The organism is Proteus terrae, assembly GCF_003144325.1.
GTDB lineage: Bacteria > Pseudomonadota > Gammaproteobacteria > Enterobacterales > Enterobacteriaceae > Proteus > Proteus terrae.
On the sequence record NZ_PENS01000001.1, the window covers coordinates 160,624 to 179,130 of the forward strand.

15 protein-coding genes are annotated in these 18,507 nt (G+C 37.7%); 5 read left to right on the plus strand and 10 right to left on the minus strand.

The features are described 5' to 3' along the window. The first annotated feature begins 133 nt into the window (after positions 1–133). On the plus strand, positions 134–838 hold the full coding sequence (gene queC / locus DK857_RS00710; RefSeq protein WP_109401301.1) for a 7-cyano-7-deazaguanine synthase QueC: 705 nt from the start codon (positions 134–136) through the stop codon (positions 836–838). 128 nt (positions 839–966) lie between these two features. Here queC and DK857_RS00715 read toward each other — a convergent pair whose 3' ends face one another. From DK857_RS00715 to bolA, 9 genes are all read right to left on the minus strand, one after another. Continuing rightward, the gene (locus tag DK857_RS00715) at positions 967–1,371 is read right to left on the minus strand and encodes an acyl-CoA thioesterase (protein ID WP_023580858.1); all 405 of its coding nucleotides are present in this window, start codon (positions 1,369–1,371) and stop codon (positions 967–969) included. Between the two features lie 248 nt (positions 1,372–1,619). Next, positions 1,620–1,991 (minus strand): ComEA family DNA-binding protein, encoded by a 372-nt coding sequence (locus DK857_RS00720; protein ID WP_227003097.1) that lies wholly within the window; start codon positions 1,989–1,991, stop codon positions 1,620–1,622. Between the two features lie 289 nt (positions 1,992–2,280). Then, a complete protein-coding gene (gene ppiD, locus DK857_RS00725) occupies positions 2,281–4,158 on the minus strand; it encodes a peptidylprolyl isomerase (protein ID WP_109401302.1) in 1,878 nt (625 codons plus the stop codon). Positions 4,159–4,634: 476 nt separating this feature from the next. Next, the gene (gene hupB, locus DK857_RS00730) at positions 4,635–4,910 is read right to left on the minus strand and encodes a nucleoid-associated protein HU-beta (RefSeq protein WP_036911695.1); all 276 of its coding nucleotides are present in this window, start codon (positions 4,908–4,910) and stop codon (positions 4,635–4,637) included. Positions 4,911–5,124: 214 nt separating this feature from the next. Then, positions 5,125–7,485 (minus strand): endopeptidase La, encoded by a 2,361-nt coding sequence (gene lon, locus DK857_RS00735; RefSeq protein WP_075671981.1) that lies wholly within the window; start codon positions 7,483–7,485, stop codon positions 5,125–5,127. A gap of 259 nt (positions 7,486–7,744) precedes the next feature. Next, positions 7,745–9,016, minus strand: a complete 1,272-nt coding sequence (clpX, locus tag DK857_RS00740; protein WP_006535087.1) for an ATP-dependent protease ATP-binding subunit ClpX — start codon at positions 9,014–9,016, stop codon at positions 7,745–7,747. A gap of 142 nt (positions 9,017–9,158) precedes the next feature. After that, positions 9,159–9,782 (minus strand): ATP-dependent Clp endopeptidase proteolytic subunit ClpP, encoded by a 624-nt coding sequence (gene clpP, locus DK857_RS00745; protein WP_004245088.1) that lies wholly within the window; start codon positions 9,780–9,782, stop codon positions 9,159–9,161. A 257-nt stretch (positions 9,783–10,039) separates the two neighbouring features. Further along, on the minus strand, positions 10,040–11,344 hold the full coding sequence (gene tig, locus DK857_RS00750; protein WP_023580863.1) for a trigger factor: 1,305 nt from the start codon (positions 11,342–11,344) through the stop codon (positions 10,040–10,042). Positions 11,345–11,665: 321 nt separating this feature from the next. After that, the gene (gene bolA / locus DK857_RS00755; protein ID WP_075671985.1) at positions 11,666–11,980 is read right to left on the minus strand and encodes a transcriptional regulator BolA; all 315 of its coding nucleotides are present in this window, start codon (positions 11,978–11,980) and stop codon (positions 11,666–11,668) included. Positions 11,981–12,320: 340 nt separating this feature from the next. On the opposite strand from bolA, the gene DK857_RS00760 reads away from it, so the two are divergent. Both DK857_RS00760 and ampG read left to right on the plus strand, forming a co-directional pair. After that, positions 12,321–12,899, plus strand: a complete 579-nt coding sequence (locus DK857_RS00760) for a YajG family lipoprotein (protein ID WP_075671987.1) — start codon at positions 12,321–12,323, stop codon at positions 12,897–12,899. A 56-nt stretch (positions 12,900–12,955) separates the two neighbouring features. Next, positions 12,956–14,476 carry a muropeptide MFS transporter AmpG gene (gene ampG, locus DK857_RS00765; protein ID WP_109401303.1) on the plus strand — a complete coding sequence of 507 codons (1,521 nt, stop codon included), beginning with the start codon at positions 12,956–12,958 and terminating at the stop codon, positions 14,474–14,476. A gap of 78 nt (positions 14,477–14,554) precedes the next feature. Here ampG and dbpA read toward each other — a convergent pair whose 3' ends face one another. After that, positions 14,555–15,928 (minus strand): ATP-dependent RNA helicase DbpA, encoded by a 1,374-nt coding sequence (dbpA, locus tag DK857_RS00770; RefSeq protein ID WP_109401304.1) that lies wholly within the window; start codon positions 15,926–15,928, stop codon positions 14,555–14,557. Positions 15,929–16,296: 368 nt separating this feature from the next. Here dbpA and DK857_RS00775 point away from each other — a divergent pair, with 368 nt between their 5' ends. Both DK857_RS00775 and cyoA read left to right on the plus strand, forming a co-directional pair. Beyond that, positions 16,297–17,058, plus strand: coding sequence for a nucleoside-specific channel-forming Tsx family protein (locus tag DK857_RS00775; protein ID WP_109401305.1), 762 nt, complete (start codon positions 16,297–16,299; stop codon positions 17,056–17,058). Between the two features lie 496 nt (positions 17,059–17,554). Further along, positions 17,555–18,505, plus strand: a complete 951-nt coding sequence (cyoA, locus tag DK857_RS00780; protein ID WP_109393253.1) for a cytochrome o ubiquinol oxidase subunit II — start codon at positions 17,555–17,557, stop codon at positions 18,503–18,505. Positions 18,506–18,507 lie beyond the last annotated feature (2 nt).

Genomic DNA, 18,507 nt, shown 5'->3' on the forward strand with positions numbered 1-18,507 from the left:
ACAAAAAATAATGATAACCTGCCCCTTACTATAAGAGTAATCATCTAATGATAAATCGGTAATAAATTGCCATAATATATGTACTTTTATGCGTACTAATCCTTATAGAAATTCAATATTCAGGAGTATTCTGATGAAAAAAACGGTCGTTGTCTTTAGTGGTGGACAAGATTCGACAACCTGCCTTATTCAAGCATTGGAAAAGTACGATGAAGTACATTGTATTACGTTTAATTATGGTCAACGCCATAAAGAAGAAATTGAGGTAGCACAAAAAGTTAGTCAATTACTGGGAGCAACTGCGCATAAAGTTTTAGATGTAAGTTTACTCAATGAACTCGCTATCAGTAGCCTAACTCGCGACAATATTCCTGTTCCTGATTTCAAAGAAAGTGAAGAAAGTGATATTCCTAGTACCTTCGTGCCAGGTAGAAATATCCTTTTCCTCACTTTAGCGGCAATTTACGCTTATCAAATTGGTGCAGAGAGTGTCATCACTGGTGTTTGTGAAACAGATTTCTCTGGTTACCCTGATTGTCGTGATGAATTTGTAAAAGCACTGAATCATGCTGTCAGCTTAGGTATTGCACGTGATATTAAATTTATCACACCATTAATGTGGTTAGATAAAGCTGAAACTTGGGCCCTTGCTGATTACTATAAGAAGTTAGATTTCGTTCGTCACGAAACCTTAACTTGCTATAACGGTATTCAAGGTGATGGCTGTGGTGAATGTGCAGCCTGCCATTTAAGACAACGAGGATTAAGCACTTACTTAGCCGATAAAACACCAATTATGCAGGCGATGAAACAGAAAGTAGGCCTTAAATCATCATAATTACTTTGCTTCCCCACCGTTCTATTTGCTCATGCAGTGATAATTCATCAAACATTATCACTGCATTAAATCATATTTGATTAGTCTAATAGCATTGAGTGAGAGATCTCTAATACTCTCTTTGTGTATTAGGATGATTGACGTACATACTCAAGCTTCTCTCTTAGCTGATCTGTTAATGTCAATGCTTTTTTGGTGTTAATGTCTACAAGAACAAATGTGATTAATGCATCAGAGATAAGTGCGCCGTCTTTTTTTCTCACGATCTTCTGAGAAAGTACGCCACTTTTAATCCCTACTTCAGCAACATCGCAATCAATCAGTAACTCATCACCTAAGCTTGCAGGTAAGCGATAATTAATATTGATGTTAGCAACCACTAACGCCAAGCCATTGCGCTTAAACCAATCAAAATCTAAATGTTGCTCAATCCAATCCCATCGAGCTTGCTCTAAAAACTCAAGATAACGTGCATTATTCACATGTTCAAAAACATCTAAATGGAAGCCATAAACTTTAATTAATGTACTCATATCAATTTATTACCTCTTGATTATTCTTATAAACTTTTTATAAAGTTTTTTTGCGATACCATAAATATAGCCAAGAAAATAAATTTAGTAATTTCTGATATAGGTTTATTTCGTTTTCTTTCAGAACAGAAAACGCTAAGAAAACGTGTTTCTCTTATCAAAAAAATCAAAGAGAAACACGGGGATTTTCAATTAATATTCACGTTTCTGCTGTCACTTATACTCAACATCGTATAAGAATGAATACCTTAATTAATAACGATAAAATCACGATTTTGATCAACTAACTTCATACCAATTCCAAAAACTTTTTCAAGTTCATCAATAGAGGTAAAACGCCCTAACTGCTCGCGATAATCAATAATGGCTTGCGCTTTCGCTTTTCCTATTCCTTTTAATCCCATTAGCTCATCTACTGTTGCCGTATTTAAATTAACTTTACCTTCTGTGTTAGCTTTATTTTCTTTAGCATCACGATCAACTGAGGTGTGAGTTTCGATAGAAACCGTTGGTGTTGAAGCCGGGGTTTCTTCTGCATAAGAGAGAGGAGAAAGACCTAATCCCAAAGCAAGGCAAATAGAGGCCATAAAACCTGATAACACTTTTTTATCCATCTTCATAATCATAATTTCCTTTTATTCAATAATTTCAAATTCGATGACATACAGAGATTTCTGAATGCAGAAGAAGAATGCCAATATATTGATCAATCAGCAATTACATAAAAATAAAACCTCGAGAAGTCACGAAAAATAAAAATGAATAAAAAAAGTATTACAAAAAATTGTCGGGCTCGCTCTCAAACATGAGTTTTTCGAGAGGCGGAGTTATTATTTACATTATCAAGGATAGCTGCCATAAAAAAACCCAGCTTTATGCTGGGTTTTCAATGTAATAATTCAAAATTGATTATTGATAATCTTTATCAAAAATTTCAATTTTAGCGTTATCTTTTAGATCACGTAACATGAGTTGTAACGCTTCTTCGCCCATCTGAGCACGATAGAGATTAGTCATAAACTCTAGTTGTTCAGATGTTGGTTTGCCATCTGTTACGCTGTCTAATTGAATGAGGACGACTTTAGTACCAGGTACATTAGTCATACCATACTCTTTTTTACCTTCAGCAGGTTTTGGCATAGAGAAAATAGCAGTTTGTACTACATCTGTTGCAGATGAATGAACAATGCTTTCTTCACTACCAAACGAAATATTAGCAGCTTTAAGTGCTTCTTCGCCTTTGCCTTCTTTCAATGCAGCTAAAAGTTTTTGAGCTTGTGCATTCATTGCTTGTGATGCTTTTTGCTGTTTAACCAGCATAACAACTTGATCGCGTACTTTATCTAATGGTTGACTTGCTGAGGGCTTATAACCTTCTACACGCACGATAAATGCACTGTCATTACCTAACGTCACCATATCTGAATTCATGCCTGTTGGGCCATTTTCATCCACTAATGAACCACCAAAAATTAACTGGGTGAGTTTTTCATTATTTAATGGTGCAGGAACTGTGTTTTCATCAAACCAATCAGTATTAACAACAGTTACATTGCCCGCTTTAGCGGCAGGCGCTAATGTGTCGTTGTCGTTAGACGCAGCTTGGCTCACTTTTTGTTGTAATGCGAAGAAATCATCAATTGCTTTATTTTCACGCATTTTAGCCAATAAATCTGTTTTCACTTCATCAAATGGTTTTACAACAGATTGTTTAACATCATCAAGGCGGAAAATTGCGTAACCATTGCTGATTTTAACAGGCTTAGAAATTTGGCCTTTTTCTGTCAAACTTGCATTAGCCAGCTCGGGTAATTCTTGTCCGATAGTTATCCAACCTAAAGAACCATTTTGTTTTTTAGAAAAACTATCAATAGATTTTTCTTTCACTAACGAAACAAAATCAGCGCCTTTTTTCAGCTCTTCTTCTGCCGCTTTAGCTGCTGCTTCATCTGCTAATACTAAGATGCTGTATTGTTTTTGTCCTGCAGCTGTGAATTCATCAATATTACTATCATAGTAAGCCTTCGCTTCTTCATCAGTAATGTTGATGTTATTAAAATCTTTTTGAGCATTTAATTGGATATAGCTAATTTTAAATTGCTCTGGCGCGATGAACATTTGGCTGTTTTGCTCATAGAACGCTTTCACTTCTTCATCAGAGGCCGTTTCTTTTTCAAGGAATGGCTGAATGTCTAATGATGCTAAGCGTACATTACGGCTTTGTAGCATTAAGCCTGCAAATTCTTTAACTTCACTATCTAAGGCAAAATCTGTACCTTGAATAGAAAATTTTAATTGCTGGTTGATAAGATTTTGACGAATACCTTCTGCAAAGGCATCTGCATCAATATTATTGCCTTTCAATAAATCGACATATTTTTTATTGTCAAATTTGCCGTCAGTTTGAAAGTAAGGAAGTGCAAAAATAGCATCTCTAATTTGCTGATCACCGGTTGAAATACCCAGATTTTGTGCAAATTGATCAAGTAATGCTTGGTTGATAAGCATATCAAGCGCTTGTTGGCGAATAAGTTTCTGACCTTCTTCCGATGAAGCAAGAGCAGCAAAATTTTCCCCCATATCTTGTTGTAATTGAGCTCGACGTTGCTGATAAGTTTGCTCTAATTGAGAACGGCTAATTTTATATCCGTTAACTTCAGCAGCATCATTAACGCCCGAACTAAAGAGATATCCGCCCACACCAGTTAGGACGAAGGAGAGGATGATCACAGCTAATAATATCTTTATAAATGGATTATTAGCAGTGGAACGAATGTTGTCCATCATAACGAGACGAGGCTCCGTTTGGTGAAATAAAAATTATTTTTATGGGTGTTACACGACTATTTTGAGCACAGCGAAAAGATAATATGCCCATGCTGGCTTAATATCAAAATGTCGCGACACGCGACAATCATTAAAAACAGCCAGTCCCGTATTAATGCGCAGTCTTAACACGCACTTTCTATAACTAAGAAAAACTAAACAGCATTATTTGATTCATTGATTACGATAACCATTTAACTCATCACTGAATCATTCATTGTTGTCTATTTCAGTTATAGAACAACGCGTCATTCTATCAAATGACTACTTCAGTTTCACGTCTTATCGCCAGAGAATACAAGGTTTAATCGTGATTTATAACCTAAAAAAAAGAAAAGCGCATCTCAAAAAGATGCGCTCCATTTTTTAATTGAGTCGTTTTCTGTTTATCCATAACGTTAAGCTAATAACACATTGGCAGAAAATAAGTTCAACTATTATTGATTAACTGCGTCTTTTAAGCCTTTACCTGCACGGAATGCAGGAACTTTTGCAGCTTCAATTTGGATCTCTTTACCTGTTTGTGGGTTACGGCCTGTACGAGCTGCACGGTCACGTACAGTGAAAGTTCCGAAACCTACTAATGCTACATCATCACCTTTTTGTAAAGATTCAGTGATAGAAGCAACCAGAGCATCTACAACACGACCTGCTGCCGCTTTTGAGATATCTGCATTTGCAGCAATTTTGTCGATCAGTTGAGTTTTATTCACGCTTTCATCCCCATAATTTTATGCGTTATTTTTCACCATTAATGGCAAATTTTGCAAACGTCGTTATATCAAGCCTTTTTAGATATAGCAAGACCGATAAAACAGCATTTTTAATTAAAATCCCAATTAAATTAGCGACACAAAAAAAGGCTGGCAAGCTTTTATTACTTACCCAGCCTTTTTTTTAGCTATAATTTATGACTAACATCACTCTTTAGTGTGATTTATCAGTCACAACTTCCATGCCAAACGGCGAATTTTGCAGGGCTAGCGATAAAACTTCCTCAATTGTTTTCACTGGGTGAATATCCAGATCAGCAACAATATTTTCAGGAATTTCTTCTAAATCACGTTTATTTTCATCTGGGATAAGAACTGTCTTAATTCCACCACGATGTGCAGCAAGTAACTTTTCTTTCAGTCCGCCAATTGGCAATACTTGTCCGCGTAACGTAATTTCACCCGTCATTGCAACATCCGAACGTACAGGGTTACCTGTTAGGCTTGATACCAATGCAGTACACATTGCGATACCTGCACTTGGACCATCTTTTGGTGTTGCACCTTCAGGAACGTGTACGTGCATATCACGTTTTTCATAGAAATCGCCATTAATACCAAGTTTATCAGCACGAGCACGAACCACTGTCATTGCCGCTTGAATAGACTCTTGCATCACTTCACCTAAAGAGCCAGTGAATGTTAGCTTGCCTTTACCTGGTACACTTGCTGTTTCAATAGTCAGTAGATCACCACCAACTTCTGTCCATGCAAGTCCTGTTACCATGCCCACTCGGTTTTCAGTATCAGCACGACCATAGTCAACTTTACGAACACCTAAGTAGTCTTTGAGATTATCTTCGTTAATCTCAATATGTTTGATTGTGCTATCCATTAACAGTTGTTTTACTGCTTTACGGCATAATTTAGAAATTTCACGTTCTAAACTACGTACACCTGCTTCACGCGTGTAATAACGAATAATGCCCATAATTGCGCTGTCATGGATTGTCAGCTCACTTGGTTTTAGCGCATTACGTTCAATCTGTTTTGGTAACAAATGTTGCTTAGCAATATTCAGTTTTTCGTCTTCGGTATAACCAGATAAACGAATAACTTCCATACGATCTAACAATGGTGCTGGTATATTCATGGAGTTAGATGTCGCCACGAACATAACATCAGACAGATCGTAATCAACCTCCAGATAATGGTCGTTAAATGCGATGTTTTGTTCTGGATCTAACACCTCTAACAGTGCAGAAGCCGGGTCGCCTCGCATATCTGATGACATCTTATCAATTTCATCTAACAGGAAAAGTGGATTTTTGACGCCAACTTTTGCCATTTTCTGAATTAATTTACCTGGCATAGAACCAATGTAAGTACGACGGTGACCGCGAATTTCAGCTTCATCACGTACACCACCTAACGCCATACGAACATATTTACGGCCTGTTGCTTTAGCAATAGATTGACCCAGTGAGGTTTTACCTACACCTGGAGGCCCAACTAAGCACAGAATTGGTCCTTTAATTTTGCTAACGCGAGATTGTACCGCGAGATATTCAAGGATACGCTCTTTAACACGTTCTAAGCCGTAATGGTCAGTATCAAGAACTTCTTGTGCTTTCACTAAGTCTTTTTTAACTTTGCTACGGCTATTCCAAGGAACTTGAACCATCCAATCAATATAACTACGTACAACCGTGGCTTCTGCTGACATTGGCGACATCATTTTTAATTTCTGAAGTTCCGCTTCTGTCTTCTCTTTTGCCTCTTTTGGCATTTTTGCAGCGTCGATTTTACGTTTCAGCGATTCCATTTCATCAGGTGCATCATCCATCTCACCTAATTCTTTTTGAATCGCTTTCATTTGCTCGTTGAGATAATACTCACGCTGACTCTTTTCCATCTGCTTTTTAACGCGGTTACGAATGCGTTTTTCAACTTGTAGCAGATCGATTTCTGATTCCATCATCGCCATTAAATATTCAAGGCGTTCTGTAACATCAGACATTTCAAGTACAGCTTGCTTATCTTTTAATTTCAGCGGCATATGAGAAGCAATGGTGTCTGCTAATTTCGCTGATTCTTCGATAGCATGTAATGAGGTTAATACCTCTGGCGGAATTTTTTTATTCAGTTTGATGTAACCTTCAAACTGATTAATCGTTGTACGATTTAAGACTTCCTGTTCGCGCTCATCAACTGCTGGCGTTTCAAGGTATTCTGCTTTCGCCTGAAAGTATTCACCATTATCAGATAACGTCGTAATTTTGGCACGACGAATACCTTCAACAAGTACTTTCACTGTTCCATCAGGCAGTTTTAGCATCTGTAAAACAGAGGCAACTGTACCAACAGAAAAAAGATCATTAACACCTGGTTCGTCAGTAGATGCATCTTTCTGCGCAACCAGCATAATTTGTTTGTTGTCGTTCATCGCAGCTTCTAAGCAATGAATAGATTTTTCACGACCAACGAACAACGGGATCACCATATGCGGATATACAACGACATCACGTAATGGCAATACAGGTATTTCAATACGTTCTGGACGCTCAGGATTCATAGAGCTCTCTCTTCGTTTTTAGCTTAACGCTTTTACAGGTAATTTTATTCGCATGTCACCAAATAAAATTAATTCCACGGATTGTCAAAATATATAAGGGCACTTTTCTGACATTCAATAGCATTACCCATTAAAAAAACAAAATGAGGGAAAATTCCCTCATTTTTATTGCGCTGGCGCGCTTTATCTTAAATTTCTCTCTTATTTTGAGAGAAAACTAGATAATGTCAGATAAGAGACATTGCCAAATTATGATGCATTATTCACCTGAAGCCTGATTTTCTGGTTGGCTATAAATAACCAGTGGCTCAGATTTTCCATTAATAACACCTTCATCAATGACCACTTTTTCTGCATTTTCAAATGAAGGAAGGTCATACATCGTATCAAGTAATGCTGCTTCAACAATCGAACGTAAACCACGCGCACCTGTTTTACGTACCATAGCTTTTTTCGCAATTGCAGTCAGCGCTTCCTTACGGAATTCTAAATCCACACCTTCTAATTTAAATAATGCCTGATATTGCTTAGTCAGTGCATTCTTAGGTTCTTGTAAGATTTGGATTAATGCTTCTTCGTTTAACTCGCCTAGCGTTGCAACAACAGGTAAACGACCAATAAATTCAGGGATAAGACCAAATTTAATCAGATCTTCTGGCTCAACTTGGGCTAATAATTCACCTTCGCTAGCTTTCTCTTTTTGGCTTTTAACTTCTGCGCCAAAACCAATACCTGAATGTGTATTTAAACGCTGCGCAACAACTTTATCGAGCCCTGCAAATGCACCACCACAGATAAAGAGGATCTTAGAAGTATCTACTTGTAAAAACTCTTGTTGTGGGTGCTTACGTCCACCTTGAGGAGGAACAGAAGCCACAGTGCCTTCAACTAATTTCAATAATGCTTGCTGTACACCTTCACCAGACACATCACGAGTGATTGATGGGTTTTCAGATTTACGAGTGATCTTGTCAATTTCATCAATATAAACAATACCACGTTGTGCTTTTTGCACATCGTAATCGCATTTTTGTAGCAGTTTTTGAATGATATTTTCAACATCTTCACCCACATAACCCGCTTCTGTCAGCGTTGTGGCATCTGCCATAGTAAAAGGAACATCAAGGTAGCGTGCTAATGTCTCTGCTAATAACGTTTTACCGCTACCAGTAGGGCCAATCAGCAAAATATTACTTTTCCCTAGCTCAACACCATTGGCTTTATCGCCATTACGCAGGCGTTTATAATGGTTATAAACGGCAACAGCCAAAACTTTTTTAGCCAATTCCTGACCGATAACATAGTCATCAAGGTGCTTACGGATTTCATGTGGCGTTGGCAATTCACTGCGTTCATGATGAGGTGCCAGTTCTTTTATTTCCTCACGAATGATATCAACACAAAGATCGACACATTCATCACAGATATAAACCGACGGACCAGCGATCAATTTTTTCACTTCATGCTGGCTTTTACCGCAGAAAGAGCAATACAGAAGCTTCCCTGAGCTATCTTTGCGCTTATCTGTCATCAGTCAACCTCACTTAGTTATTCCTCTTATCATTTATAAGAAGAAGAAAGTCTTTTTACATAAATATTGATAGCCGCTTCCTTTGCATTATTGACCAACAAAGAAAACGTATTAATTCAGTTGCTATTACAACGTGTAATGATTAGCTACGTTGAGTATAGACTTTATCCACTAATCCGTATTCTAACGCTTCGTTAGCGGATAAGAAACGATCACGCTCAGTGTCTCTCTCTATTTCTTCAATAGATTTACCTGTATGTTGAGCCATTAGCTCATTCATACGGGATTTTACTTTCAAAATTTCTTGAGCATGAATTTGAATATCTGTTGCTTGACCTTGGTAACCACCTAACGGTTGGTGGATCATTACACGAGAGTTAGGTAAGCAAATACGTTTACCTTTCGCACCAGCAGATAGTAAGAAAGCGCCCATTGAACACGCTTGCCCCATACAAATTGTACTAACATCTGCTTTGATATACTGCATGGTGTCATAGATAGACATACCCGCAGTAATTACGCCACCTGGTGAGTTGATATACAGGTTGATGTCTTTCTCTGGGTTTTCTGCTTCTAAAAATAGCATTTGAGCAACGATAAGATTAGCCATGTGATCTTCAACTTGGCCAGTCAGGAAAATAATACGTTCTTTTAATAAACGTGAGTAAATGTCGTAAGAACGCTCTCCTCGCGAAGTTTGCTCTATAACCATCGGCACCAGAGCCATATTAGGTGCGAATTGTTCCTGTGTGTCGTTAAATGACATGTCTGTCTCCTATTGCATTCTTATTGGTGCCAATGACAACAATTTTACTTGAGATAATTGATCATGACCATTTCTAATGATCTAATCTCTCACAAGACATTCAAGGCGCCTCGCGAGGAGTGATAAAGAGAATATAGAATTATCTGGAGATAATCGCTCAAATTTCAAGGCAAAATTTGATAAATATATACAAACTGAAAAAAACCCGTGGTAAAAACCACGGGTTTTTGCTTAAAACCGATATTCGCGGTTAAGAATTAACCCATTTGAACTTCGTTCATCAGTTCAGTGAAGTTAGTTTCTTTTTCAGTTACTTTAGCATTTGCTAAGATTTTTTCTACCGCTTGCTCTTCTAATGCAAGATTACGGATGTTGTTCATCAGTTGTTCGTTCTTGTTGTAGAACTCAACAACTTCTGATGGATCTTCGTAAGCTGAAGCCATTTCGTCGATCAGTGCATTAACACGGTCGTCTTCTGCTTTCAGTTCATTACTATTGATCACTTCACCTAACAGTAATCCAACGATTACACGACGTTTAGCTTGTTCTTCAAACAGTTCACGTGGTAATTGCAGAGCTTGTTTCTCGTCGCCACCAAAACGTTGAGCAGCTTGACGTTGCAGAACTTCGATTTCGCTGTCAACAGCAGCTGCTGGTACGTCAACTTCGTTTGCTTTAACTAAGCCATCAATAACTTGTGATTTAACACGAGTACGGATTGCATTTTTCAGTTCACGTTCCATGTTTTTACGTACTTCAGCACGTAAACCATCAACAGAACCATCAGCAATACCAAAACGCTTGATGAACTCTTCAGTTAATTCTGGCAGTTCACGCTCTTCAACTTTTTTCAGGTTGATAGCGAATTGTGCTTTTTTACCTTTCAGGTTCTCAGCGTGGTAATCTTCTGGGAAAGTCACATCAATTGTGAATTCTTCGCCAGCTTTATGACCGATAACACCTTCTTCGAAACCTGGGATCATACGACCTTGACCCATTGCCAGTACGAAATCTTCAGCTTTTCCACCTTCAAATTCTTCACCGTCAATAGAACCGTTGAAATCAACAGTTACGCGATCCTCTGCTGCAACTTCGCCATCTTTGTCTTTCCACTCTGCTTGTTGCTTACGCAGTGTTTCTAACATGTTATCAACGTCTTCGTCTTTAACAGTAACGACAGGTTTTACAACTTCAATGCTTTCCAGATCTTTCAGTTCGATTTCTGGGAAAACTTCGAATTCTACAGAGTAAACAAAGTCTTCACCTTCTTTGTATTGCTCTGGTTTGTAGTCAGGCGCGCCAACTGGGTTTACTTTGTTTTCGATAATAGCGTTAATGAAATTACGCTGCATCAGGTCACCCAGAACATCATTCAGTACTGACATACCGTAACGCTGTTTAACCATTGACATTGGAACGTGACCTTTACGGAAACCATCAATACGAACAGTTTTAGCAGCTTTTTTCAGTTCACTGTCTACAGCAGTTTGGATATCAGCGGCTGGTACGGTGATTGTGACACGACGCCCTAGGCCTTGAGTCGTTTCAACAGAAACTTGCATCTTGTTACCTCAAAATAAGTTTTAGTGCTCGGTCTACTTTAAAGGAAACTAACATGATATTGACATATTTAAGTTTATTTTCCTTTCAGAACCGGGGCCGCCACATTTAAAAAAACGAGGATCCCTGATATCAGAAGCATCCCGAAACCTTACTGAAAATTAGACGCGACATTATAACGATCTAGAGGGGTTGAGTCGAGAAAGAGCCGTTTTATTCCTCAATTTTTTCATAAAACCGAGCAACTCGCCCCTTTTTTCCTCTATAAAGAACAAAAAATACGCATCTTAAGATCTATTTACTCACGATTAACGATAAGGTTGTTAATCTTCTTGGCTTCCGCCACGACACCCAGGAGAGCGTAATGCTTTATCCTGTTGTTCATTCCATTCGCTCAAAGTAAAGGTGTGCAATGCTAGTGCATGAACACCATTTTCCATTTCATGAGCTAATGTTTGGTACACATCACGATGGCGTGAAACACTACGTTTTTCATTAAAATCATCACTAACGATAATGACTTTAAAGTGGCTTTCAGAGCCTTCGGGCACATTATGGCGATGGCTTTCGTTTATTACTTGTAAAAAATGCGGTGAAAAGCGTGAAATCAGCTTATTCTCAATATCATCACGGATCATCTCTGCCCCTAATACTCTAGCCTTTATACCATGGCGAATAAAAAATAAGTCAACCAGACTATATTGATTTAGTCTTTATCAATACAAAATGATGAGCTTATTCTTTTTAATTTTGCTGATGATAATCGCTTATTTTTCATCTTGAGTAAAATCATTGACCGAATATTGTCAAATACATGAGTAAAAACGAGAGTAATTTGAAATAAAATCAATTGATAAAATCAGATAATTTCGTTCGTTAAGGGGATATTAGCAACCTATCAGCAATGGTATGATAGGCTAAAGTTTGAAGCCTATTCTACTTGTTAACACAACAGATATATTTAACCGAGATTACCTCATGATTAAAAATTTACTCTGTGCTGTTTTTGCATTAACACTGCTTTCAGGTTGTGCAACTCCTAGTAACAAATTATCTATCGAGCCAGTGATGTCAGTTCCTGCGGCGGATCCAACAATGCGCCCTATTTCACTGAATATTTCAAGCCAAGACAAACGTGCATCAAAAAACTTAGCGGAAATCAACCGCAACGGTAAATTAGAAGTCCTTGTTCCAACTCGTGATATTGCATTTTTAATGCAAGAAGTTTTACAAAAACAAATGACAGCCCGTGGTTTTATGATAGGTTCTCCGGCTTCTGCTGATGTGATTATTGTTATCAATAAACTCAATGCAGATGTTGGTGAAGGAAGTGTTCGTCATAATATCAGTGCAAAAGCGGATATTTCAATTATCGTCACCTTACCGAATGGCAGTTCTAATACCAAAACATTCCGTACTAGCTACAATGTTCAAGGTCCATTTGGTGCAACTAATGAGAAAATTGCCGCTGCGATTAACAATGTCTTAAGTGAACTAGTTAACGATATGGCAAAAGACGCTTCAGTCAGTCAATTTATCAAATCTAACGCCCGTTAATTTTATTAGAATAAACGACCTGTTACTTAAAACAGGTCGTTTAAAGGAATTTTTGCATGGTTCAGCCCGCCTTCAAACAAACCACTTGGTATAAATCATTTATTCTTCTATTACTTGGCTTTACTTCTGGATTACCTCTGGCGTTAACCGCGGGTACATTACAAGCATGGATGACGGTAGAAGATATCGATTTAAAAACCATTGGTTTTTTCTCATTAGTGGGACAAGCCTATGTTTTTAAATTCCTTTGGTCGCCTTTTATGGATCGCTATACCCCTTCTTTTCTTGGCCGTCGCCGAGGATGGATGTTGCTCACTCAAATAGGGTTAGTGATTGGTATTGCAGGAATGGGATTTCTAAATCCTAATGATCATTTATGGTGGCTTGCCTCTTTAGCTGTCATTGTTGCCTTTTGTTCTGCTTCACAAGATATTGTTTTTGACGCCTATAAAACAGATATTTTAAAAGCAGATGAGCGTGGTACAGGTGCTGCTGTTTCTGTATTAGGCTATCGCATAGCTATGCTTGTTTCAGGAGGAATGGCGCTTTGGTTAGCCGATAAATATATTGGCTGGCAAAACATGTACTGGTTAATGGCTGCCTTAATGGGAATTGGTATTATTGCCACATTACTTGCTCAAGAGCCAGAAACCGCCGTAAAGCCACCACGTACACTCTATGAAGCTGTTATTGAGCCTTTATATGAATTCTTCTCTCGCAATAATGCTTGGCTAATTTTACTGCTTATTGTGCTGTATAAAATGGGTGATGCCTTTGCCCTAAGTTTAAGTACCACCTTTCTTATTCGCGGTGCTGGATTTGATGCCGGTGAAGTAGGATTAGTAAATAAAACACTTGGACTTGCAGCCACTATTATTGGGGCATTACTAGGTGGCTTATTAATGCGCCGTTGGAGTTTATTTAAAGCACTGATGATTTTTGGTATTTTGCAAGGTGGTTCAAATATTGGTTATTGGTATTTAGCTGTTTCTGAGCAAAGTATTTATAGCATGGGTGCGGTAGTTGCATTTGAAAATATTTGTGGAGGAATGGGAACAGCTGCATTTGTTGCCCTCTTAATGACACTTTGTCATCTCTCCTTTTCAGCAACACAATTTGCGTTGCTCTCAGCTCTCTCTGCCATTGGTCGTGTTTATGTTGGCCCCGTTGCTGGCTGGTATGTTGAAAGCCACGGTTGGGAAGCATTTTATCTTTTTTCTATTGTTGCTTCTGTACCCGGCCTTATCTTATTGTTGATTTCGAAAAACACACTTATTTATACGCAAAAAACAGGTGAATTCCTTAGAAGAACTTTATTTATTAAACAGTACCGTTTTGCTATGTATGGTTTGATGCTGACCGTTTTCTTCTTTATTTGTAGTTTAATTCTTGTTATTACAAATTCACTACCGACTTTAGAAATATTCCATTCTGTTGATTTTATTCAGTCAATAGATGCTAATAGATTAAGTTCGTGGGCTTCAACACTCTTTTTATACGGTGTTATTATTGGTGCGATAAGCCTTGTCTTTGGCACAATCTTAGATTATTTAGCCCTTAAAAAAACAACATATTAATTTTATTGCCTTCTCAAGATATGAACCATAAAAAAGGACAGCTTAAGCTGTCCTTTCTATATTCTTAGTAAAGAAAAATTATCTAAACAATCTTACTTTTACTGCTTTACCTTTAATTTTACCTTGTTGCAGCTGTTTCCAGACTTGTTTGGCGATAGATTGTTTTACGGCAACATAAGCATGTGTTGGGTTAATCATAATTTTGCCAATGTCGGCACCATTGAACCCCATATCGCCCGTTAATGCGCCTAAAATATCACCCGGACGCATTTTAGCTTTTTTACCACCATCAATACATAATGTTGCCATTGTTGCTTCAAGAGGCGTAATTTGTAGCCCTGCTGGTACTGGTAACCAATTTATCTTCATATGAAGCATCTCTTCTAGAGCGTTAGCACGCTGAATTTCTTCTGGTGCGCAAAAGCTAATAGCCAATCCACTTTCGCCTGCTCTAGCTGTCCGACCGATTCGGTGAACATGCACTTCAGGATCCCACGATAATTCGTAGTTAATCACCATTTCTAACGCTTTAATATCTAGTCCTCGAGCCGCAACATCTGTTGCTACTAATACACGACAACTCCCATTAGCAAAGCGAATAAGCGTTTGGTCACGCTCTCTTTGTTCCATATCGCCGTGTAGAACTAGTACACTTTGGTTGCTTTCTGTCAGTGTTTCATACACATCTTGGCAATCTCGTTTCGTGTTACAAAACACCACACAAGAAGCAGGTTGCTCACGACTTAAAAGTTTTTGCAGTAATCCTATTTTTCCGTGACGAGATATTTCATAAAACTGCTGTTCAACCGCCGGAAGTTCGTCAACAGAGTTTATTTCAATAGTTACTGGATTTTGCTGGATTTTACGGCTAATTGCTGCAATCTCATTTGGCCAAGTTGCAGAAAAGAGCAATGTTTGACGTGCGGTTGGCATACGAGAAATAATGTCGTTGATATCATCAAAAAATCCCATATCCAACATTCTGTCTGCTTCATCCAATACCAATGTTTTCACATCATCTAAAGTAACAGTCTCTTTTCTTATGTGATCAAGTAATCTACCCGGTGTTGCAACAATAATATGTGCAGCATGAATCAATGAATCACGCTGGATGCTAAATGGAACACCACCACACAGTGTTAATATTTTGATATTTGGAAGATAACGAGCAAGGCGACGTAATTCATTTGCAACTTGATCAGCAAGTTCTCGCGTTGGGCATAAAATAAGTGATTGGGTATTAAATTGTTTTGCATCAATACATTGCAAAACTCCCAAACCAAAAGCAGCTGTTTTACCACTGCCTGTTTTTGCCTGAGCACGAACGTCTTTTCCTTCAAGAATGGCGGGCAAAGCAGCTTCTTGAACTGGAGTCATAGTGAGATAACCCAATTCATTAAGGTTAGCGAGTTGTTCAGCAGGAAGTGCGTTAAGTTCAGCAAATGAGGTCACAATGAAAATTCCAAATAAAGTAAAAACAAATATGAGCTAATGATACTACCCCTTCATTCTTGTGTCGTGAGGTATTTTTGTGCTGTTCATATTACTTTTTCATCTAAGTGCCATTTTCTATCATTATCTCCTTAAATTTCCTCTTCTTATCAAAAACTCCTTTTTTTATTTTTGCTATTAATTCAAAAAATAAAATAAAAAAATACAAAATTTCTCATTTTTTAAACTAATATCAAAATTCTAGAAATAGATCTTATTTTAAGCTCAAATTTCCATAAAAAGGATTTTTATAGTTTATTATTCTAATAAAAAAGAAAAACTGAACATTCACCGCAACCATAATCGGCCATAAGCCATCGGGATAATTTATGATCAAAAAATCATTTTTGTTTGTCTTCGCAACAACATTCTCTTTACCTTCTCAGGCAAGCTATTTAGGAGGATTTGCAAGCGCTAGTATTAACTACTTGGATTGGACAACACATACAACACACAAAACTGGCAAAACTTCCCATAAAGATGATTTTGCCTATTTAGAACTTGAAGGTGCTACTAATTTTTCATGGGGGGAGTTTTATGGCTTTTTTGATCTTGAAAATCCGTTTAATCCTCGAAAAGCGCAACCGGGTGATAATCAACGTTATACCGTCAAAGCAACAAGCCGCATTTATTTAGGTGAAAGTCATTTCAATCTATACGGGCATGTTTACGGTACATGGTCACTCCCTGGTAAAAAATATGGTGGTAACTTCCATGAAGTAAATACACTTTACGGCGTTGGCTATAACACACAAATTGCTAATTTATGGTTTAAACCTTTTATTGCCCTTCATTATGTCGATCAATCTAAATATTCAGGTAACAACGGTTATGTGGCTGGTTGGGTTGCTGGATATGATTTTAATATAAAAAATCAAAAGTTTAGCCTAACAAACTGGCATGAAATGGAATTCCAACGACACAAACGTTATGGCAATGGAGGTAAAAATGGCATTAATGGCGCTTTAGCCATTTGGTGGCATCCGACAACATCTATCACTACTGGAATTCAGTATCGTTATGCTTATAAAAAGCTAGGAGAGAGTTTTCTGCAAGATGGCATTGTATATAGCTTGAAATATAACTTCTGATAGGAAATTGTTAATTTTTATTACAGCGGATCGATTTTTATCCGCTGTAACCTCTTTTTATCACTTAATGAAAATATTTCTCATTGGATATAAACATTCATCAAATCACTAATTACCCATATTAAAAATCATACAAGTATCAAATATAGATATTAAACATCAATATAAAAAGGATTTTACCTATCAACTCTCCTCCGACCTCTAATTTGTTACTTTTTTAATCAGAATACGTTTTCTTACACTTTTTATTGCATTTTTATTTGTAAAAATATGTATTTATTTTAAAAACATGATACTTTATGAAATTATAGTTAATATGCAATAATTAAATTAACATTTATTTAATACTTTGATTACTTGTGATCACATTAACACAAAAGACCAACCAATCACTTACTTACCATTACAATTGTTTACACTGTCGCAACCTTACCGTAAAATGTCCTTACTGATACTGATGAAACAACAATAGAACCTTTATCATTTGGGTCGTTGGATGAGACTTATGAAATACATAAAAAGTATTGGGACACTCTCGCTATTAGCAGCAGCTCTTCTATTGAGTGGCTGTGATATGGCGTTAATGAATCCCAAAGGCGCTATCGGCGCTGAGCAAAAAACATTAATCCTCATTGCGCTTGGTTTAATGTTAATTGTTGTGATACCGGTAATACTGATGGTGATTGTTTTCGCTTTTCGCTACCGTGAATCCAATACTAAAGCCACCTATCGCCCAAACTGGGCTCACTCAAATAAAATCGAACTCGTCGTTTGGACTGTGCCAATTATCATTATTGTGATTTTGGCAAGCATCACATGGAAAACAACCCATGAACTTGATCCTTACAAACCATTAGAGTCCACAGAAAAACCTGTCACCATTGAAGTTGTTTCAATGGATTGGAAATGGTTATTTATCTATCCAGAACAAGGTATTGCAACAGTTAATGAACTGGCTTTCCCTACTAATGTTCCTGTTAATTTCAAAATCACTTCTGACTCTGTCATGAACTCATTCTTTATCCCTCGCTTAGGTGGACAAATCTATGCGATGGCAGGAATGCAAACTAAGTTGCACTTAATTGCTAATGAGCCTGGCGAATATCCAGGGATGTCAGCAAGTTATAGTGGACACGGTTTCTCTGATATGAAATTTACAGCGATTGCGACACCTGATCGTGCCGGTTTCGATGCGTGGGTTGAAAAAGTCAAACAATCGTCAGATACGTTAAATACGACCGCTGCATTTAATGAACTTGCTAAACCAAGCCAGAAAAATCCAGTGACCTACTATTCAAGCGTGAAGCCAATGTTATTCCAAGAGACCATTTCTAAATTTGGTCACACGGGTCATGGCGCTCACACCAGTGGCAATCAGACAGCACAAGCTGATGCAACAATGAATATGAACATGAGCCATGCGGCGCATGCAGGAGCAGAGGAATAAAG